Below are 17,170 nucleotides of genomic sequence, written 5' to 3' on the forward strand. Positions count from 1 at the left end.
AGCAGGTGATTACCTGCTTTTTTTAGTACGTACGTTTTTTATAAATGCCTTTTCCGCCAACTTGGTTCCAGCCAGATTGTACATCTAAACTTTTGTTAACAAACTTCATTTTTTCTTTCCCACCAAAGAGCTTTTCACCGATGCTATTTGTAATGACACCAATCAATGCTGTTATTCCGATGATGAGGGTAGCAACAATGATAAAATCAGTAAAAAAAGCGATCATATGCAAATTCCCCCTTTGCCTGTCTATATTTTTATTGTATGAGATAAATGGTAAAAAAGAAAGAAATGTCAGAAAAATATTCGATTTACTTTAGAAAGCATATAGACATGAGCGGGGAGATTTGTTAAAATTAGAACAGGTGTTCTTTTTGTTTCTAACCTTTAGAGTCTTACATTTTTCAATTGTTTTGTCGGAAAAAGGTAAGAAAACGCTCTCTTTTTGATAGGGAAGATTATGAAACTGTAATTGTATAGCAATTGAAAATTATTGTAGAAAGTAAGTATCAAAAGGGTTGAAGACCGTTGTTAAAGGACAGTTTTAATGAGTGTAATCATGTTACATAGCAGTGGAGTACACGGAGAATTTTTCTCAACTAGCAGTAAATTCACTGTATATTTCTTGCAAAAACTATTGTATAATGATTATAGAAGTTACTTATTAAAAGTAATTGTTGTTGCTTACATGAATTGCGATTTTTTACTTTGCTATAAGACAAGTTATCGCGAAAAATTGCGGAAGTTAGAAATTTAAACTGTAATTAGTACAGAATTTGTACTCTTTAAGGAGAGTGAGCTTTGTATGGTAACATTATATAGTTCTCCAAGCTGTACGTCTTGTAGAAAGGCGAAATTATGGCTAGAGGAAAATCATATTCCTTATACAGAACGTAATATTTTCTCAGATCCATTAACGATTGATGAGATTAAAGAGATTTTACGTATGACAGAAAGCGGAACGGATGAGATTATTTCTACTCGTTCAAAAGTTTTCCAAGAATTGAATGTGAACTTAGAGTCTTTACCACTTCAAGATTTATATAAGATGATTCGTGACTATCCAGGTATTTTACGTCGTCCAATTATGATTGACGAAAAACGCCTTCAAGTAGGTTACAACGAAGACGAAATCCGTCGTTTCTTACCACGTACAGTAAGAACGTTCCAATTACGTGAAGCACAGCGTCTTGTAAATTAATTATAATAATATGAAAACCTTCTACCTATTATAGGGTAGAAGGTTTTTTTTTACTGTTTCACATTACGTAACCGCACTTGTTGAACGATAAAGCCTATGCATAAAATGGTGAAAATGAACAAATAAGGGATACTTGCGGTAAAACTAGGATTATGATGAAAAAACGTTGCAAGTCTGTCTTCATGTGTAATCATTTTTCCTGCTGTATAGGCGAGAACTGCTGCTCCGCAATAAATGAGAAATGGAAAGCGTTCCATGAGTATTAAAATAAGTTTGCTTCCCCAAATAATAATCGGGATAGAAATGAATAAACCGATAATTACGAGTGAAAGTCTTCCGTGTGCTGCTCCTGCAATGGCAATAACATTGTCAAACCCCATAACGAGATCCGCGAATACAATTGTACGCACAGCTTGGAATAAAGTCGTTTTTCCTTGGATAGAAGAAAGATCGTTGTTATTATCAGTGAGTAAATTGACCGCAATTAATGTGAGTAAAATTCCGCCGGTGAGTTGTAAAAATGGGATATCAAGTAAATAGACAGCTAGTATTGTGAGGAGAATTCGTAGCACAATTGCTAACATAGTACCAATCAAAATGGCTTTATTTCGTTTTGCTTCAGGTAAATTTCGGCTAGCTAGTGCGATGACAATTGCGTTATCGCCACCTAGTACAACATCGATACCGACAATCATTAGTACAGATGTTAAAAACTCTAAGTCCATTCGTCTGCCTCCATTTATGATGTTTTAATAAGCGAAATATATGTATGTGGTGAAGAAAGTTTGTCTAGTTTTGATCCCGCGCCCCCGGGGACAAAATAACCACCTATAATAGAAGTTTCACTTTATTACAGTGTACGGGGGAATATGGGAATGTATGTCCAAATTTTTTGTGAACAGTGAATTGGTATAATGGTATATTTATCCCGATTGGTGCGAGCTAATAATCAGTGGAGGATGAAAAAAATACTGATTACTGTTTCACTTTATGTAAACAGTCGAATACAGATAGGTATATAACTATTTTTGTAAAATAAATCGATTTTATTTCCATTCTGGAGAATCTTATCATAAAATGAGAGTACAAGAATCTATTGTTTTGTCATATGAGTGGGGAATCCCTTCATAACAATTCTAAGCAGGAAGGGAGAGTTGTATTTTGGATATTGAAAGAATTAATGACCATACGATGAAATTTTTTATTACGTACATTGATATAGAGGACAGAGGGTTTAACCGTGAAGAAATTTGGTATGATCGCGAACGAAGTGAAGAGCTCTTTTGGGAGATGATGGACGAAGCTCGTGATCATGATGATTTCTTTGTCGATGGACCGTTATGGATTCAAGTGCAAGCAGTCGATAAGGGGATTGAAGTACTTGTAACGAAAGCGGAGCTTTCAAAGGATGGACAAAAGCTGGAACTACCAATAGGTGTGGATAAAATTATAGACATTCCTCTAGATGAAGGCATCGAATCATTATTCCAGCAAGAATTAGTCGAAGAGGTAGAAGAACAAGTAGGAACAAACTTTAATGAAGATGGTACGTTTGGCTTTTTAATTAAGTTTAATGATTTTGAAGATGTCATTTCATTAAGTCATCGTCTTATCTTTGAAGATATAAAAGATGAATTGCATTCATTTGAGGACCGCTATTATGTATATGTAGAATTTGATGAAGTGCTACATGAAGAAGAAGAGATTGATCGTATTTTAAGTATTGTTTTAGAATATGGAGAAGAATCTACTTTAACGATTCACCGTGTAAGTGAGTATGGGAAACAGGTTGTGAAAGAGCGTGCGCTTGAGACAATTCGCAACAATTTCCCTCCTAAAATGTAGGCCGATTTCTATAGTATGAAATCGGCTTTTTTTATGAAGAATGGGAAGGCTTTCTTATTTAGGGGGTAAGAGATGAAAAATACACTAAAACTACTTTTCTTTTTTCTACTACTGTTCGCATTATTTGTTTCATTACGCATGTTTATTGATGTAGCATTTTATTCGGATGTCATGGGGATAAAGGATGTTTCGATTTTAGGTATTATTAGTATTTTATTTACGGTTTCCGCATTTTTAATTGGATGTGTTATTTTCTTAGAAAACCGCCATCCGTCAAAAACACTTACGTGGTTAATCGTACTAGGTATTTTTCCAGTGTTCGGTTTCTTTGCTTATCTTTTATTTGGACAAAACTTTCGCAGAAAAAGAATGTTCCAAAAGAAGGCATTACTCGATGAACAGGCGTTTTTACAATATAAGGGACACGAAGATTACGAAGAACGGATTTTACGAAATCATAAGCATCAAGAATTGTTATTTCGTTTAGCAGATCGATTGGGTGCTTTAAATATTTCATTTCAAACTGAAACGAGGACATTAACAAATGGAGACGAAACGTTTCAGGCAATTTTAGATGGGTTAAATCGAGCGAAACACCACATTCATATGGAGTATTACATTGTGCGTGATGACAAGCTCGGTACAGAAATTAAAGATATTTTAATAAAAAAATCAAAAGAAGGCGTTGTCGTTCGTTTTTTATATGACGCGGTTGGAAGCTTTAAATTATCAAATTCGTATATTGAAGAATTGAATGATGCAGGAGTAGAAATGATTCCATTTTTCCCTGTGCGTTTTCCGATTTTAAACGATAAAATTAATTATCGAAACCACCGAAAAATCGTTATTATAGATGGAAATGAAGGGTTTGTAGGTGGATTAAATATTGGTGATGAGTATTTAGGGAAGGATAAATATTTTGGTTTTTGGCGAGACACGCATTTATATTTACGCGGTGAAGCAGTTCAAAGTTTACAGCTGATTTTCCTTCAAGACTGGTTTTATATGACTGGTGAGGCGGTATTGGCACCTGAATATTTACAAGCGGAAGCAGTTGAGGGTGATCATTGGGGCGGAGTCCAACTTGTTGGAGGTGGACCAGATAATAAATGGGAAACAATTAAACATTTATATTTTGCAATGATTGCTTCAGCTAGGAAATCGATTTGGATTGCAACACCATACTTTATTCCAGATGATGATATTTTATCTGCATTAAAAGTAGCTGCACTTGCTGGTATTGATGTTCGTTTGTTAATGCCAAGTAAGCCGGATAAGCGGACTGTCTTTTATGCATCAAGATCGTACTTTCCGGAGTTATTAGATGCAGGAGTAAAAATATATGAATATGAAAAAGGTTTTCTTCATAGTAAAGTCGTTATCGTGGATTCTGATCTCGCATCAATTGGAACAGCTAATATGGATATGAGGAGTTTTCATTTAAACTTTGAAGTAAATGCCTTTTTGTATGATACAGATAGCATTCGAAAGCTCGTTCAAGATTTTAAAGATGATTTAGAAGAATCCAGTGAAATTCATGTTGACCGATTTCATAAGAGACGTCTTCATAGGCGGATTGTTGAATCGACGTATCGGTTATTATCACCTTTATTATAGAAAGAGATGTCCTAATTTAGGACATCTCTTTTTTTGAGAGGAATTTGTAGTAATTTGTAGAATACAAGGAGTTGAAAGGGTGTGATTGTGATGTTTATTGCAAGGAGAGAAAACGGAGAGAAAATTCATCTATTATATAACCGGGATGAAGAACGTTTACGCGAAATGCGTAAACGAGAAAAATTCTTTTGTACAGCTTGCGGAAAAGAAGTGCAAATGAAATTAGGAAAACAGAAGAGCTGGCATTTTGCTCATAAGAAAGTGGATTCATGTCTTACGTTTTATGAAGCAGAATCTATGTATCATATGCACGGTAAAGAATTGTTATATAGATGGTTAAAACGTCAAGATTTTCATGTAGATATAGAGCATTATCTGCCGGTAATCAAGCAACGACCAGATATTTACGTAGAGAGAGCGGATAGAAAAATTGCGATTGAATATCAATGTGCAAATCTCTCCGTAGAGCAGCTTTATAAGCGAACATATTCGTATTGGCAAGCTAGTATACAAGTCATCTGGATAATCGGTGGAAATCAGTTAAAAAAGCAATCCGCCTATTGGATGACATTCTCCTCCCTTATGGCGTTCTCCTTACAACCTTACCCTCAGCCATTTCTTATTTTCTTTTGTCCGAAACAAAAATCGTTTATGAAATGCACATTTATCACTCCGTTTTCTACAAATGTTTCTTTCTCACATACTATTTATTTACCAACTGATACGACTACTGTTGACATGCTCTTTTCTCCCGTTCCTTTCCGGAAAGAGGTATTAGGACAAGAATGGAAGAGAAAAAAGAACTATTTTCGGCAAAACGCTCTATCTATCTGGAATTATAATCATAAGTCACTACTCCGCCTCTTATATCAATATAAATGTACCCCAGCGAGTTTTCCTTCTGAAATCGGTGTTCCGCTCCCATCCTCATTTGCTTTTCAAACAAATCCATTTATATGGCAAGCTTCTCTTTATATGAAGTGTATAGGTATGCTTAAGGTAGGGGAGTATATTTCTCTGCAATACGTATGTAACTATGTAGCAAAGTATACGAAGAGGCGTCTACTTCCGTATTTTGCACAACATATATGGAAGGTAGCAGTTGCAGAGTATATGACATTTTTATGTTATGCAGGTGTATTAATAAAAATAGGTAGTAATAAGTATCGAAAAATAAGAGATGTTGTGTTGGTAAAAACAGAGGAAGAAATTATGAAATATGATGAAATTTGCTTAGCTCATGCACTATCTCTATTTGAGACAAAGTACAACATGAGAGATGGAAAAGGGGATATAATAAAGACTGATCGTGAAGGAATTATATAAGAAAAATCGAATTGTACTTAAGTAGAGATATTATAAGGAGGGCTTAAAGAATGGCTGAACAAAATACAGTAAAATCATTACCAGATCGCAATGAGATTGAAGAAGCAAACACATGGCGATTAGAAGATATTTTCCAAACAGATGCAGAATGGGAAAAAGAATTCCAAGCTATTAAAGAGCTATTGCCAAAGTTAACTGAATTTAAAGGGAAGCTTGGCGAATCTGCAGACAATTTGCTTGAGGCATTGCAATATGAAGATGAAATTTCAATGCGATTAGGTAAGCTATATACATATGCACATATGCGTTACGATCAAGATACAACAAACTCTGTGTATCAAGCATTAAATGATCGCGCAACAAATTTATACTCACAAGTATCTAGTAGCACAGCTTATATCGTACCTGAAATTTTAGCTATTTCAGAAGATACATTGCAAACTTTCTTACAAGAAAATCGAGAACTAAGTGTATATGAGCATGCATTAGAAGAAATTACCCGTCAACGTCCGCACGTATTATCTGAGGCAGAAGAAGCGTTATTAGCAGAAGCATCTGAAGTGATGAGTGCATCAAGTAATACATTCGGTATGTTGAATAATGCGGATTTGAAATTCCCATCTATTAAAGGTGAGGATGGAGAAGAGGTAGAAATAACGCATGGTCGTTACATTCAGTTTTTAGAAAGTGATGATCGTCGTGTACGGGAAGATGCATTCAAAGCTGTATTTGAAACGTACGGAAAATATAAGAACACATTTGCAAGTACGTTAAGCGGGGCTGTGAAACGTAATAATTTCAATGCGCGCGTTCGTAAATACGATTCTGCACGTCAAGCTGCATTAAGTAATAATAATATTCCTGAGGCGGTGTATGATCAACTTATTGAATCGGTAAATGATAATTTACACTTACTACATCGATACATTGATATTCGTAAGCGTGCTCTAGGTCTTGATGAGCTTCATATGTACGATTTATATACACCACTTGTACCAGAAGTGAAAATGAATGTGAAGTATGAAGAAGCGCAAGAAATGTTATTGAAATCTTTAAATGTACTTGGTGATGAATATGTTGAAATTCTGAAAGAAGCATATGAAAATCGCTGGGTAGATGTATATGAGAATAAAGGAAAACGAAGTGGAGCATATTCATCTGGTGCATACGGAACAAACCCGTATATTTTAATGAACTGGCATGATAATGTAAATAATTTATTTACACTTGCTCATGAGTTTGGTCATTCAGTGCATAGTTACTATACAAGGAAGACACAACCGCACGTATATGGTGATTATTCAATCTTCGTTGCAGAAGTGGCATCAACTTGTAATGAAGCACTTCTAAATGATTACTTATTGAAGACGACAGTAGATAAGAAAGAGCGTCTATATTTATTAAATCACTATTTAGAAGGATTCCGTGGTACTGTATTCCGTCAAACAATGTTTGCAGAGTTTGAGCATATCATTCATAAGAAAGTACAAGAAGGACATGCTGTTACGCCAGATATGTTAACGGAGATCTACTACGATTTAAATAAGAAATATTTCGGGGACGCTTTAGTAATCGATAAAGAAATCGGTTTAGAATGGTCTCGTATTCCGCACTTCTATTACAACTATTACGTATATCAATACGCAACAGGATTTAGTGCAGCGACAGCTTTGTCAAAACAAATTTTAGAAGAGGGACAACCAGCAGTAGAACGTTACATTAACGAATTCTTAAAAGCTGGAAGCTCTGATTACCCAATTGAAGTGTTGAAAAAAGCAGGAGTAGATATGGCATCACCAGAACCTGTAAAAGAAGCATTACAAGTATTTGAAGAGAAGTTAAATGAATTAGAAGCGCTATTGTTTGAAGAGAAGTAATGAGAAAAGACGAGGGATTTTATCCTCGTCTTTTTTGTTTGAAACATTTTCTCAAAAGTACATAATGTCGATATTTGTCGAATTATTAAGGTGATTTTCTTTATTTTTTCTATATTAGAAGGAATTTTCACGACTTATTTTTGTAGTTAAAATCCTTTAAATCGTTTTCTATAGTTGAAATAAGAGACAGCGATGACGATAACCCCGAATAAAAGAGGGAAGGCAATAATTTTAGGAAAAGCTTGTAATAGAGAGAGGATATACAAGAAAAAAGAAACAATAACACATAGAAAGATAAGAAAAATATGAGACTTTTTCATAAGGAAACCTCCTAAATTGCTTTTTTTATAGCTTATTCAAGAATGAAAACGTTTAGAATGTGACAAAAATGTGAAATTCGACAAAAGGGGTTGTCATCTGACGTCGAATCTTGTAATATAATAAGCGTGAACGAATTCACATACAAACATATACCCCTTTGTTTGAACGTGAAAATTTCTCCCATCCCCTTTAATATTTTTATAAGCCGTAAAGAAAAAGACCTGGTGTTTACACCAGGTCTTTTTCTTTTGCTATCCATTTCCAATAACGCTCGCACTTCACTTCAATCATTTGTACTTTTCGTTTTAGTTGTAATTTCTTTAGTTCACGTTCTATTTCTTGCTGAGGGCAGTCATATATAAATGAGATTTCCTTTGAAGAAATAAATTGTGTTGCTTCTAGTAATACTTCTAAAGGAGGTAATGGCTCTGGCTCAATCTCGCATTTTACAAGTTCTTTTAATAGCTGTACGTATACATCATAGGAATAAATTCCCGCGATTTTAATACCTTCCTCATCTGAATTTGCATGAAAAAATAGGAGGGAAGGTATTTCTGTAATATGCATCTCATTTGTGAATTTTAGGTCGCATTGGAAAGCTTTTTTTGCGCTAACTGAGTGTAGGTCTTTTTTAAATTCCTCTACATCAATGCCACTATCTTTAGCGCATGTAAGCAATAATTCACAGTCAGGGTTTGATACATTTTCAAGAAGAATGTATTCTTGAAGTTTTCGCAAAAACTTCGAACCTGCTTTTCGGCCTTGCAACTCCGCCGCTTTAATCGCCATCGAAACTAAATATGGTGTTGACGATGCCTCTTGCATATGTACTTTTCCATCACATGAAAAACCTTGTAAACTTGTTGTTTTTTCCCACACAAATCGAATATTAGCAGGTTTATTCCATTTGTGTGAGGAAGCGTTTGCTCCGTCCACTTTTCCTGTTACGATATGACGAATAGAGAAGTATTTCCCATACTCAAGCCATAGTTTAATAATAAATGGCTCGATATCCCAGCAATCTTTACAAAGTGGATCAATAAATAAATATGCTTCTACAGATTTATGCTCGCATGTGGAAGGAGAAGGCATATTTATATGCTTTACTTCCTGCTTATCCATTACACTTCACCTGTTTCATTTGGAGTATTGACCATATGTTGAGCAGTTAATGCTAAACGTTCAAAAACAAACTCTCTTATATGACCGTGCACTCCTGTATCATCCATTGCTTGCTCCATACATGATAGCCAAGCTTCTGCGCGTTTTGGAGTAATCTCAAACGGAAGATGGCGTGCTCTTAGCATAGGATGCCCATGTTCTTCAGTGTATAAATTAGGACCACCTAAATATTGTGTTAAAAATTGTTTCTGCTTCCTAGCAGTTTCTGTTAAATCATCCGGGAAGATCGGAGATAAGTCAGGGTGTTCACTGACATAGGAATAAAATGTATCCACTAATGTTGCAATGCATTGCTCACCGCCAATTGCTTCAAATGGTGTCATCGGTTGCTTGCTCATCCTTTATAAACTCCTTTTTCCATGAAATGTATATCTATTGTAGCAATGGAATGTTATGAAGGGCAACTAAACAGCCTTCATAACATTCTTTGCTTATTCTATATGTTGCTAATAAATCTTCACTTTCCAAAAAAGGTGAAACATAGCCACCAGTAAATCACTTCTGCACTGATGGAAATTTTACTTTAGCGCTCTTCGTTTTGTTTGGCAAGGAAAAAGCGTTTTACTTTGTTGTTTGTATGACGAACTGGTACGTTATGTTGCTTTAATAACCTTATAAATGCTGCTTTACCAGTCTCTTCATCTTGCACTTCGTATTCGATTTCATAATCATCGTGATTGTAATAGAAACTATGATCAAAGACAAGTGTTCCGCCTTCAAATAATGTTTCAGCTCTTTCTGTTGTTAAACTTCCCATATAAGTTAAAGAGGAAACGGGAATTTGTAATTTGCCTAGCTGATCCATTACAGTTCCTTGAATGATTGCGTTTGTTTCCATCATAAGTTTGGCTTCTTTTTCTGTTATAGATTGATGGGTTTCTAATAAACCAATTTCAGCAGGTTGTTTTAATGTTAATGTATAAGTTCCATCTTTATGACGAATACGAAGAGCAGATCCCGTATCTTTTAAAGAAAATTGAGGTGTTTCAAAGTAGTGATTCACTTGTTTTGTAAATGCTTCAATAGAAAAAGATTTGCATAATGTTTGGAATTCTTCCTCTGTAACCATATTTTTAAATTCAATTTCAATTTCTTGTGTCATTGTATGCGCTCCTTTTGAAAAATAATTCTTTACACATTATCGCTTTTTCACAAATTCGGTTCAATGTTTTATTTGTTTGCGTCCATGTTATGATACAATAATACTGTTAAGTAAGACAGGAAGTTGAGATGGAGGAGTTCGAGCATGCAAAATAAAATTCAAGTTAAGAGCGTAGAAACGAGAGAGAATGCGCTTATTTTTTGTGCGGAAAATACTGAAATAGAGGTAAAGGAGTTAAGTGTGCGTAATCACGTACTTGTAGACTCAGACAATTTATCATTTTTATATATCTTAGAAAACGAATCATCTTTCATTTATGTAAGTATTCCGCATACATGCTGGGAAGCAATGCATGAAGCGATGAATAAAGATACAGCGATGTTTATTCGCGTGAATGATGTTGAAATAGAATTAGAAGGATTAAAAGAAGAAGTAGAATATTTAGTTGAAAATATTGAAGGTAATGCAAATTACGGAGAAGAACTAGTAACTGCTGTAGAAAAAGTGTTTCTATAAGCAAATGGATTGATTTTGGTGGTGGTTGAAATGAATCGTAATTGGGAAGAATTTTTAGCGCCTTATCACCAAGCGGTGGCGGAGCTGAAAGTGAAACTAAAAGGAATGCGTACTCAATTTGCAATGTTAACGGAGCATTCTCCAATTGAGTTTGTAACAGGAAGGGTAAAGTCGGTTGCAAGTATTATTGATAAAGCGGAGAAGAGAAATGTACCGCTAGGCCGAATTAGAGAAGATATGCAGGACATTGCGGGCCTTCGAATGATGTGTCAATTCGTAGATGAGATTAAGCCTGTTGTAGAATATCTTCGAAAACGAAATGATTTTGACATTGTGGAAGAACGTGATTATGTAACGCAAAAGAAAGATAGCGGCTATCGCTCTTACCACGTTGTCATTAGTTATCCTGTTCAAACGATACAGGGGGAGAAAAAAGTGTTAGTTGAAATTCAAATTCGCACGTTAGCAATGAATTTTTGGGCAACGATTGAGCATTCTTTAAATTACAAATATAGTGGACGTTTTCCTGAAGATATTAAAATACGCTTACAACGTGCAGCGGAAGCGGCGTTTTTATTAGATGAAGAAATGTCTTCCATTCGTCTTGAAATTCAAGAAGCGCAAAAGGTCTTTTCACGAAAGCAGGAAACGAAAGATTCTGAATCATAAACTAAAGGGTGTTGGGCGATGAAATTTACAATTATGTCAAAGGGAGATCAATCATCAGATACACTAGCAAGTACGATGAAAGAATACTTGTTAGATTTTGGGTTTACAATGGATGAAAAGGAACCTGATATTGTAATTTCTGTTGGGGGAGATGGAACGCTTTTATATGCATTCCATCGTTACTATAATCGATTAGATGAAACCGCATTTGTTGGTGTACATACAGGGCATTTAGGTTTCTATGCAGATTGGTTACCGACGGAAGTAGAGAAGTTGGTGATTGCAATCGCTAAAACACCGTTCCAAGTGGTTGAATATCCACTTTTAGAAGTGATTATTCGCTATGTGAATGGTAGTAAAGAGTCGCAGTATTTGGCGATGAATGAAGCGACTGTAAAAAGTGCAGAAGGTACATTAGTAACAGAAGTGGAAATACGCGGAGAGTATTTCGAAACGTTTCGCGGAGATGGTCTTTGTATTTCTACTCCTTCAGGAAGTACCGCGTATAATAAGGCGCTTGGCGGAGCAATTATTCACCCTTCTATTGAAGCGATTCAAATTGCAGAAATGGCATCTATCAACAATCGTGTATTTCGTACGGTAGGTTCGCCGCTCGTGCTGCCGAAGCATCATACATGCGTTTTAAAGCCGGCTGCAGGAATGAACTTGCAAATTACGGTGGATCATTTGACGATGGTTCATCAAGATGTGAAATCAATTCAGTATCGCGTTGCAAACGAGAAAGTACGATTTGTTCGTTTCCGTCCGTTCCCATTCTGGAAACGTGTTCGTGACTCGTTTGTTGCAGATAAATAGAGAGGGTTTATATATTTGAACAGATTTACATTGAAATGGGATATAGGGCTGGCTGAAGAGGGAACTTTAGTTAGAGAATTTTTGAAAACAAAAGGGATTTCGAAAGCTGCTTTAACGGATATAAAGTTCCGTGGCGGAGCAATTGAAGTAAACGGTCAACACACGAGTGTTCGTCACAAGTTACAAGCTGGTGAAGAGTTACAAGTCTTTTTTCCAGTGGAGGAAAGAAGTGAAGGGATGGAAGTGGAAGAAATCCCTTTATGTATCGTATATGAAGATGATGCGGTTCTTGTTATAAATAAAGAAGCAAATATGTCGACAATTCCGTCTAGGGAGCACCCGTCAGGAAGTGTTGCAAACGCTATTTTATATCATTATGATAAACAAAATCTTGCAAGTACGGTGCACATTGTGACGAGGTTAGACCGTGATACTTCAGGGCTTATGTTAATTGCGAAAAATAGATTCGTTCACCACCTTTTATCGAAGCAGCATCAACAAAAAGGGGTGAAACGAACGTATGAGGCAATCGTTCATGGGACTATTTTAGAAGAAGTAGGAACGATTGACGCGCCAATCGGACGAAAAGCGGATAGTATTATCGAGCGAACTGTCTGTGAAGATGGTCAAAGAGCTGTTACTCATTTTAGAGTGATGGAGAGTTCTCCCGATAAGACGCATGTAGCACTTGAGCTCGAGACGGGAAGAACACATCAAATTCGTGTACATATGGCATATATAGGACATCCGCTACTTGGGGATGATCTATACGGCGGCCGAAGAGATGTGATAAAACGTCAAGCGCTGCATAGTACATCTTTGACGTTTTATCATCCTATTTTAGAAAAGGGAATGACTTTTACCGTAAGTATCCCAGAGGATATGCAATACGCTTTACATAACAATTAAAAGGGAACAAAATTCTTATCATAAAAAGAATTTTGTTCCCTTTTTTTAGCGGAATAATATTAAAATTTGATGTTCACCAGTACGCTTTATAACGAAAAAGCCACTTTCAGCTTTTGTAGCAATGCCGTCATCATTTGGACGACAATATCCGTGTGTTTCGCAAGTACCGTCATCACGTACTAACATTTGTCCAATTAATCCGACAGGAAGCCACTCAGTACGGTCTCTTCTTGATAGATACTTACAAGCTGGATTCCATTCTGTATTTAAAAGAGGTTGTATTTCTTGCGTATTCGTACGCGTATATTGACGTTTTCCGAAGCGGTCTGTTTTATAGCGTTTTTGCCAACTTAAAGCACCGCTATTTCCTATGAGAGCAGGAGTAGCGCTGGATATGCCTAATATGAATGTATCATTTGAAGTAGCTTTTCGAATTTTTTCTTCGTTACTAAATGTAATGAAATAACCGACATCAATAGGGGTATGATCTTCTGTTTCAAACATTTGTGCAAAATCAGTCCCGCTTGCATTGTAAGAAGCACCATCGATATACATTTCTCCGTTATGGGCAAGCCATTTGGCACCTATATTATGATCAGAGTCATTTGTCCCATTTGCGATAAACCAGGAATAAGCTTCTTCTGCTGTACCAAATTTACCCATAATATGGCTGCCTGCAAAATTAGCTGTTGATGTATGATTTCCTTCCGCATGAGATGAGAATCCGTTAGCGATAGTTGCGGTTCCTTCTGCATGTGCTGCTTCGCCGAAAGTAATTGTATGCTTTCCTTCCGCATGAGAATAAGAACCACCTGCTGTCGTTTCACTTCCTTCACTATGCGAACTATGTCCAGTTGCCTTTGTTTTTGAACCTTCTGCATGAGAAAAGGGACCCGTTGCATGTGTAAGAAGCCCTTCTGCATGTGAAGCGATTCCATCAGCTTTAGAGTGAAGTCCTTCTTTATATGCGTGACGAGCTCCTTTGTTATTTTCTTTTTTTATAGGTGTAGGTACAGGAGCCTGAGTAGGGGTGGATCCTTCTATTTGTACATCGTTGCCTGAGATTAATGCTTCTTTTATTTTTTTTACTTGATTTATAATAGTCGCTGGAATTTCCGGTTGTACTTTTTCCTTTATTGCTGCAGGAATGTTTTCTTCTATATTTTCTTGTATCTTTTCCGAATTAAGCACAGGTTCAACATCATTAGAAGCGAGCTTCTTTTTTTGTTGTGCTTTTATTTTCCTGCTATCTATAATCCGCCTCATAACAGCATTTTCTAAAGAGACATATTTTTCTCTCGGTTTTCTTTTTTTTGATGACTCTTGTTCTTCTATTTCTTCTATAGCTGCAGCTCGAATACTGCACCAGTTGTTAATTCCATAAATGGGATGGTATAAAGGGTGGAATTTTCTTTTTTGTTTAGAAGATTTTTTCTTCATTCCGTCACCTCCTGCGACAGTATATGCCGCACAATTAAAAAAAGATGCACTTTATTGCATCTTTTTTTAATTGCTTTATCTAGTTTTAGTGTAGGATATGTCTAGAAAACACCATGCTCCCCTGCAAATCGTGAATTGTACTAAGTAGGGATTTGCGGGCAGTAAGACTCTCCCACCTCAAAAATCGGCAGTAAAGCAAAGAGGTTAGGTGGGAGTCAGGCTGCCCGTAAAAGCCCGATTGGTGCGGGCTAACAATCAGTGGGGGATGAACGAAACCCCCACTGATTAAAGTTTCACTTTATGAAATTGGGCGGAACTTTTCAGAGACAAAAGGTAGGGAAGAAGGGACAGAAACGGTCTCCAACTCAGGGTAACGTAGTCCAGTTAGTTTACCACCAAATACAGCGCCGGTATCAATATTGACTGTATGATTCACAAAGCGGGGTTCATTGACAGGTGTATGTCCATAAATAATCCATGTTTCACCCTTATACTCTTTCGCCCAATCTCGACGGATAGGTGATCCGTCAGGGTTTTTTTCGCCTGTAATATCACCATATAATACAAATGTTTGTACTTTTTTATCTTCTCTTCCTATGTAATCTTGCCGAATACCAGCGTGACAGACGATTAATTTTTTTTCATCCAGTATGTGATATAGCGGTGATTGTTCGTAAAGAGTAATGAATTTTTCTTTTATTACTTGTTGCTTATTAGAAGGCAATGCTTCATATTCTGCAACAGTTGTTTCGAGCCCATGAGCGATTGTAACATTACGCCCAAGGAAGAAACGATACAGTTTATTACAGTGATTCCCTGGTGCATAATAAGCATCTTTTCTATGTATTACGAGCTCCCATACAATTTCAATCATACGTAATGAATGAGGACCTCGGTCCGTAATATCACCAACGAATGCAAGCTTTCGTTTTGCGTTATGAATTGGGAGACCACTATCCCAGCTATAACCTAGTTTCGTTGTTAAATCTTGAAACTCTTGGAAGCATCCGTGAATATCACCTATAATGTCGTATTTCATATGTAAACCTCCAGCTTATTTTTTCATTAGTATATCTAAAATGGCCATAGAAAAAAACCATACCGTTTTTCGATATGGTTCATTTAAACATAAAGATTTTAGTTCTTGAGCGTACGTTTAAAATAAATCCAATAGCAACCATATATGTGAGCAGTGAACTCCCGCCATAGCTCATAAGAGGTAACGTTATTCCTGTAATAGGGAGTAAACCGATTGTCATCCCGATATTTTGGAATACTTGGAACGTGAACATTCCGATTGTACCAGCGCAAATATAACTACCGAAAGGTTCATTGCTTTCTAAAGCGATATGAATCATTCGGTAAATGAGTAAGAAAAAAAGTGAAATGATGACACTTGCTCCTAAAAAGCCGAATTGTTCAGCGACATTTGTGAAAATAAAATCTGTATGTGGCTCTGGGAAATATACTTGTCCATTCTCCCATCCTTTTCCTTGCATTTCTCCTGATCCAGCAGCTAAGAATGCTTGTCTTAATTGGTATCCTTGAGCGTCATATTTGTAAGGTGCCAGCCAGCCGTAGAAGCGGTTTAATTGATATTCTTTTAGAATATGACCTTTAAAGAACGCTGTATGAATGAAATAAACATAAGTTAAGGCAGAGCTCATGGCGAAAACGAGGGAGGTTAATCCGAAAATAAAGCGCCAACGTATACCAGAAACTAAAATCATTGCTGCGAGCATAGCCGTAATTACCATCGTGTTTCCTAAATCAGGTTCTTTTGCGATAAGAAGTAGAGGTGGTAAACTAGCTGCGAATATTTTTCCGAGCAAAATGAAATCTTCACGTGCTGTCCGAAAAGGGTATTTCTCATTATGATTCGCTATAATTCGTCCAACGACGATAATTAAAAATAATTTCATAATTTCTGAAGGTTGAAAGTTTCCGATACCTGGGAGTCTATACCATGCGGTAGCCCCTTTAATCGTAACAGCACCTGGAACTTGAAGTTCTAGACCAATAAGAAGTATGAGTGCAAAGCTATACAAATACCAAGCAATTTGTTTATATCGATCAAAATCAATAACCATAATAACGCCAATGGCGATAAATCCAATGATGTACCATTGGATTTGTTTTAATACAAAATTTACGTTTTGTAAAAATGGTGGTAAAGAAGCTTGTGCACTTGCAATAGCAAAGCAACTAACAGTCCCGATGGCAAATAAAATGAATATTAATATGTAGTCTATTTGATATTGAGGGTTCGGATCTTTCACTGTATGAATTCCTTTCTACTGCTCTCTATATTAGTGGATTTTAGTTGGTGCATCACATAGTTTAAAAAGA

At 36.3% G+C, this 17,170-nt stretch carries 18 protein-coding genes; 9 read left to right on the plus strand and 9 right to left on the minus strand.

Translation table 11 applies throughout. The features are described 5' to 3' along the window. Window positions 1-22: 22 nt before the first annotated feature. On the minus strand, window positions 23-226 hold the full coding sequence (locus ACFVQC_RS10690; RefSeq protein ID WP_000559981.1) for a hypothetical protein: 204 nt from the start codon (window positions 224-226) through the stop codon (window positions 23-25). A gap of 579 nt (window positions 227-805) precedes the next feature. On the opposite strand from ACFVQC_RS10690, the gene spx reads away from it, so the two are divergent. Further along, complete coding sequence (spx, locus tag ACFVQC_RS10695) at window positions 806-1,201, plus strand: transcriptional regulator Spx (RefSeq protein WP_002011348.1); 396 nt, start codon at window positions 806-808, stop codon at window positions 1,199-1,201. Window positions 1,202-1,251: 50 nt separating this feature from the next. Here the strand turns inward: spx and ACFVQC_RS10700 are convergent, their stop codons facing one another. After that, on the minus strand, window positions 1,252-1,926 hold the full coding sequence (locus ACFVQC_RS10700; RefSeq protein WP_193654807.1) for a TerC family protein: 675 nt from the start codon (window positions 1,924-1,926) through the stop codon (window positions 1,252-1,254). Window positions 1,927-2,362: 436 nt separating this feature from the next. Between ACFVQC_RS10700 and mecA the strand changes: the two genes are divergently transcribed. The 4 genes from mecA (at window position 2,363) to pepF (ending at window position 7,866) form a co-directional block, all read left to right on the plus strand. Next, window positions 2,363-3,046 carry an adaptor protein MecA gene (mecA, locus tag ACFVQC_RS10705; protein ID WP_377896125.1) on the plus strand — a complete coding sequence of 228 codons (684 nt, stop codon included), beginning with the start codon at window positions 2,363-2,365 and terminating at the stop codon, window positions 3,044-3,046. Window positions 3,047-3,118: 72 nt separating this feature from the next. Continuing rightward, a complete protein-coding gene (locus ACFVQC_RS10710) occupies window positions 3,119-4,663 on the plus strand; it encodes a cardiolipin synthase (RefSeq protein WP_002149818.1) in 1,545 nt (514 codons plus the stop codon). Window positions 4,664-4,753: 90 nt separating this feature from the next. After that, entirely contained in the window at window positions 4,754-5,989 is a 1,236-nt protein-coding gene (locus ACFVQC_RS10715) for a competence protein CoiA (protein ID WP_377898661.1), read from the plus strand. Window positions 5,990-6,039: 50 nt separating this feature from the next. Further along, window positions 6,040-7,866, plus strand: coding sequence for an oligoendopeptidase F (gene pepF, locus ACFVQC_RS10720; protein ID WP_377898321.1), 1,827 nt, complete (start codon window positions 6,040-6,042; stop codon window positions 7,864-7,866). Between the two features lie 146 nt (window positions 7,867-8,012). On the opposite strand, the gene ACFVQC_RS10725 is transcribed toward pepF, so the two are convergent. From ACFVQC_RS10725 to ACFVQC_RS10740, 4 genes are all read right to left on the minus strand, one after another. Beyond that, on the minus strand, window positions 8,013-8,186 hold the full coding sequence (locus tag ACFVQC_RS10725) for a hypothetical protein (RefSeq protein WP_000748141.1): 174 nt from the start codon (window positions 8,184-8,186) through the stop codon (window positions 8,013-8,015). A 229-nt stretch (window positions 8,187-8,415) separates the two neighbouring features. Continuing rightward, entirely contained in the window at window positions 8,416-9,309 is an 894-nt protein-coding gene (locus ACFVQC_RS10730; RefSeq protein WP_002149814.1) for a ClpXP adapter SpxH family protein, read from the minus strand. Next, complete coding sequence (locus ACFVQC_RS10735; RefSeq protein ID WP_000043388.1) at window positions 9,309-9,707, minus strand: globin domain-containing protein; 399 nt, start codon at window positions 9,705-9,707, stop codon at window positions 9,309-9,311. The genes ACFVQC_RS10730 and ACFVQC_RS10735 overlap by 1 nt, the downstream gene beginning before the upstream one ends. 185 nt (window positions 9,708-9,892) lie before the next feature. Beyond that, a complete protein-coding gene (locus ACFVQC_RS10740) occupies window positions 9,893-10,471 on the minus strand; it encodes a CYTH domain-containing protein (protein ID WP_377898322.1) in 579 nt (192 codons plus the stop codon). Window positions 10,472-10,615: 144 nt separating this feature from the next. Here ACFVQC_RS10740 and ACFVQC_RS10745 point away from each other — a divergent pair, with 144 nt between their 5' ends. From ACFVQC_RS10745 to ACFVQC_RS10760, 4 genes are read left to right on the plus strand one after another with little or no spacing between them, the layout of a single operon-like run. Further along, a complete protein-coding gene (locus ACFVQC_RS10745; protein ID WP_377898323.1) occupies window positions 10,616-10,987 on the plus strand; it encodes a UPF0738 family protein in 372 nt (123 codons plus the stop codon). Window positions 10,988-11,017: 30 nt separating this feature from the next. After that, the gene (yjbM, locus tag ACFVQC_RS10750; protein WP_377898324.1) at window positions 11,018-11,656 is read left to right on the plus strand and encodes a GTP diphosphokinase; all 639 of its coding nucleotides are present in this window, start codon (window positions 11,018-11,020) and stop codon (window positions 11,654-11,656) included. Between the two features lie 18 nt (window positions 11,657-11,674). After that, window positions 11,675-12,472 (plus strand): NAD kinase, encoded by a 798-nt coding sequence (locus tag ACFVQC_RS10755; protein WP_000673196.1) that lies wholly within the window; start codon window positions 11,675-11,677, stop codon window positions 12,470-12,472. A gap of 15 nt (window positions 12,473-12,487) precedes the next feature. Next, window positions 12,488-13,381, plus strand: coding sequence for an RluA family pseudouridine synthase (locus ACFVQC_RS10760; RefSeq protein ID WP_377898325.1), 894 nt, complete (start codon window positions 12,488-12,490; stop codon window positions 13,379-13,381). Between the two features lie 45 nt (window positions 13,382-13,426). On the opposite strand, the gene ACFVQC_RS10765 is transcribed toward ACFVQC_RS10760, so the two are convergent. The 3 genes from ACFVQC_RS10765 to ACFVQC_RS10775 form a co-directional block, all read right to left on the minus strand. After that, window positions 13,427-14,821, minus strand: a complete 1,395-nt coding sequence (locus ACFVQC_RS10765; protein ID WP_377898326.1) for a peptidase G2 autoproteolytic cleavage domain-containing protein — start codon at window positions 14,819-14,821, stop codon at window positions 13,427-13,429. A 298-nt stretch (window positions 14,822-15,119) separates the two neighbouring features. Then, window positions 15,120-15,860: a bis(5'-nucleosyl)-tetraphosphatase PrpE gene (prpE, locus tag ACFVQC_RS10770; protein ID WP_377892493.1), complete on the minus strand. Its 741-nt coding sequence runs from the start codon at window positions 15,858-15,860 to the stop codon at window positions 15,120-15,122. Window positions 15,861-15,939: 79 nt separating this feature from the next. Then, entirely contained in the window at window positions 15,940-17,100 is a 1,161-nt protein-coding gene (locus tag ACFVQC_RS10775) for an FtsW/RodA/SpoVE family cell cycle protein (protein WP_377892492.1), read from the minus strand. Window positions 17,101-17,170: the final 70 nt, after the last annotated feature.

It is taken from the genome of Bacillus sp. NPDC057893 (assembly GCF_042796455.1).
Classification (GTDB): Bacteria; Bacillota; Bacilli; order Bacillales; family Bacillaceae_G; genus Bacillus_A.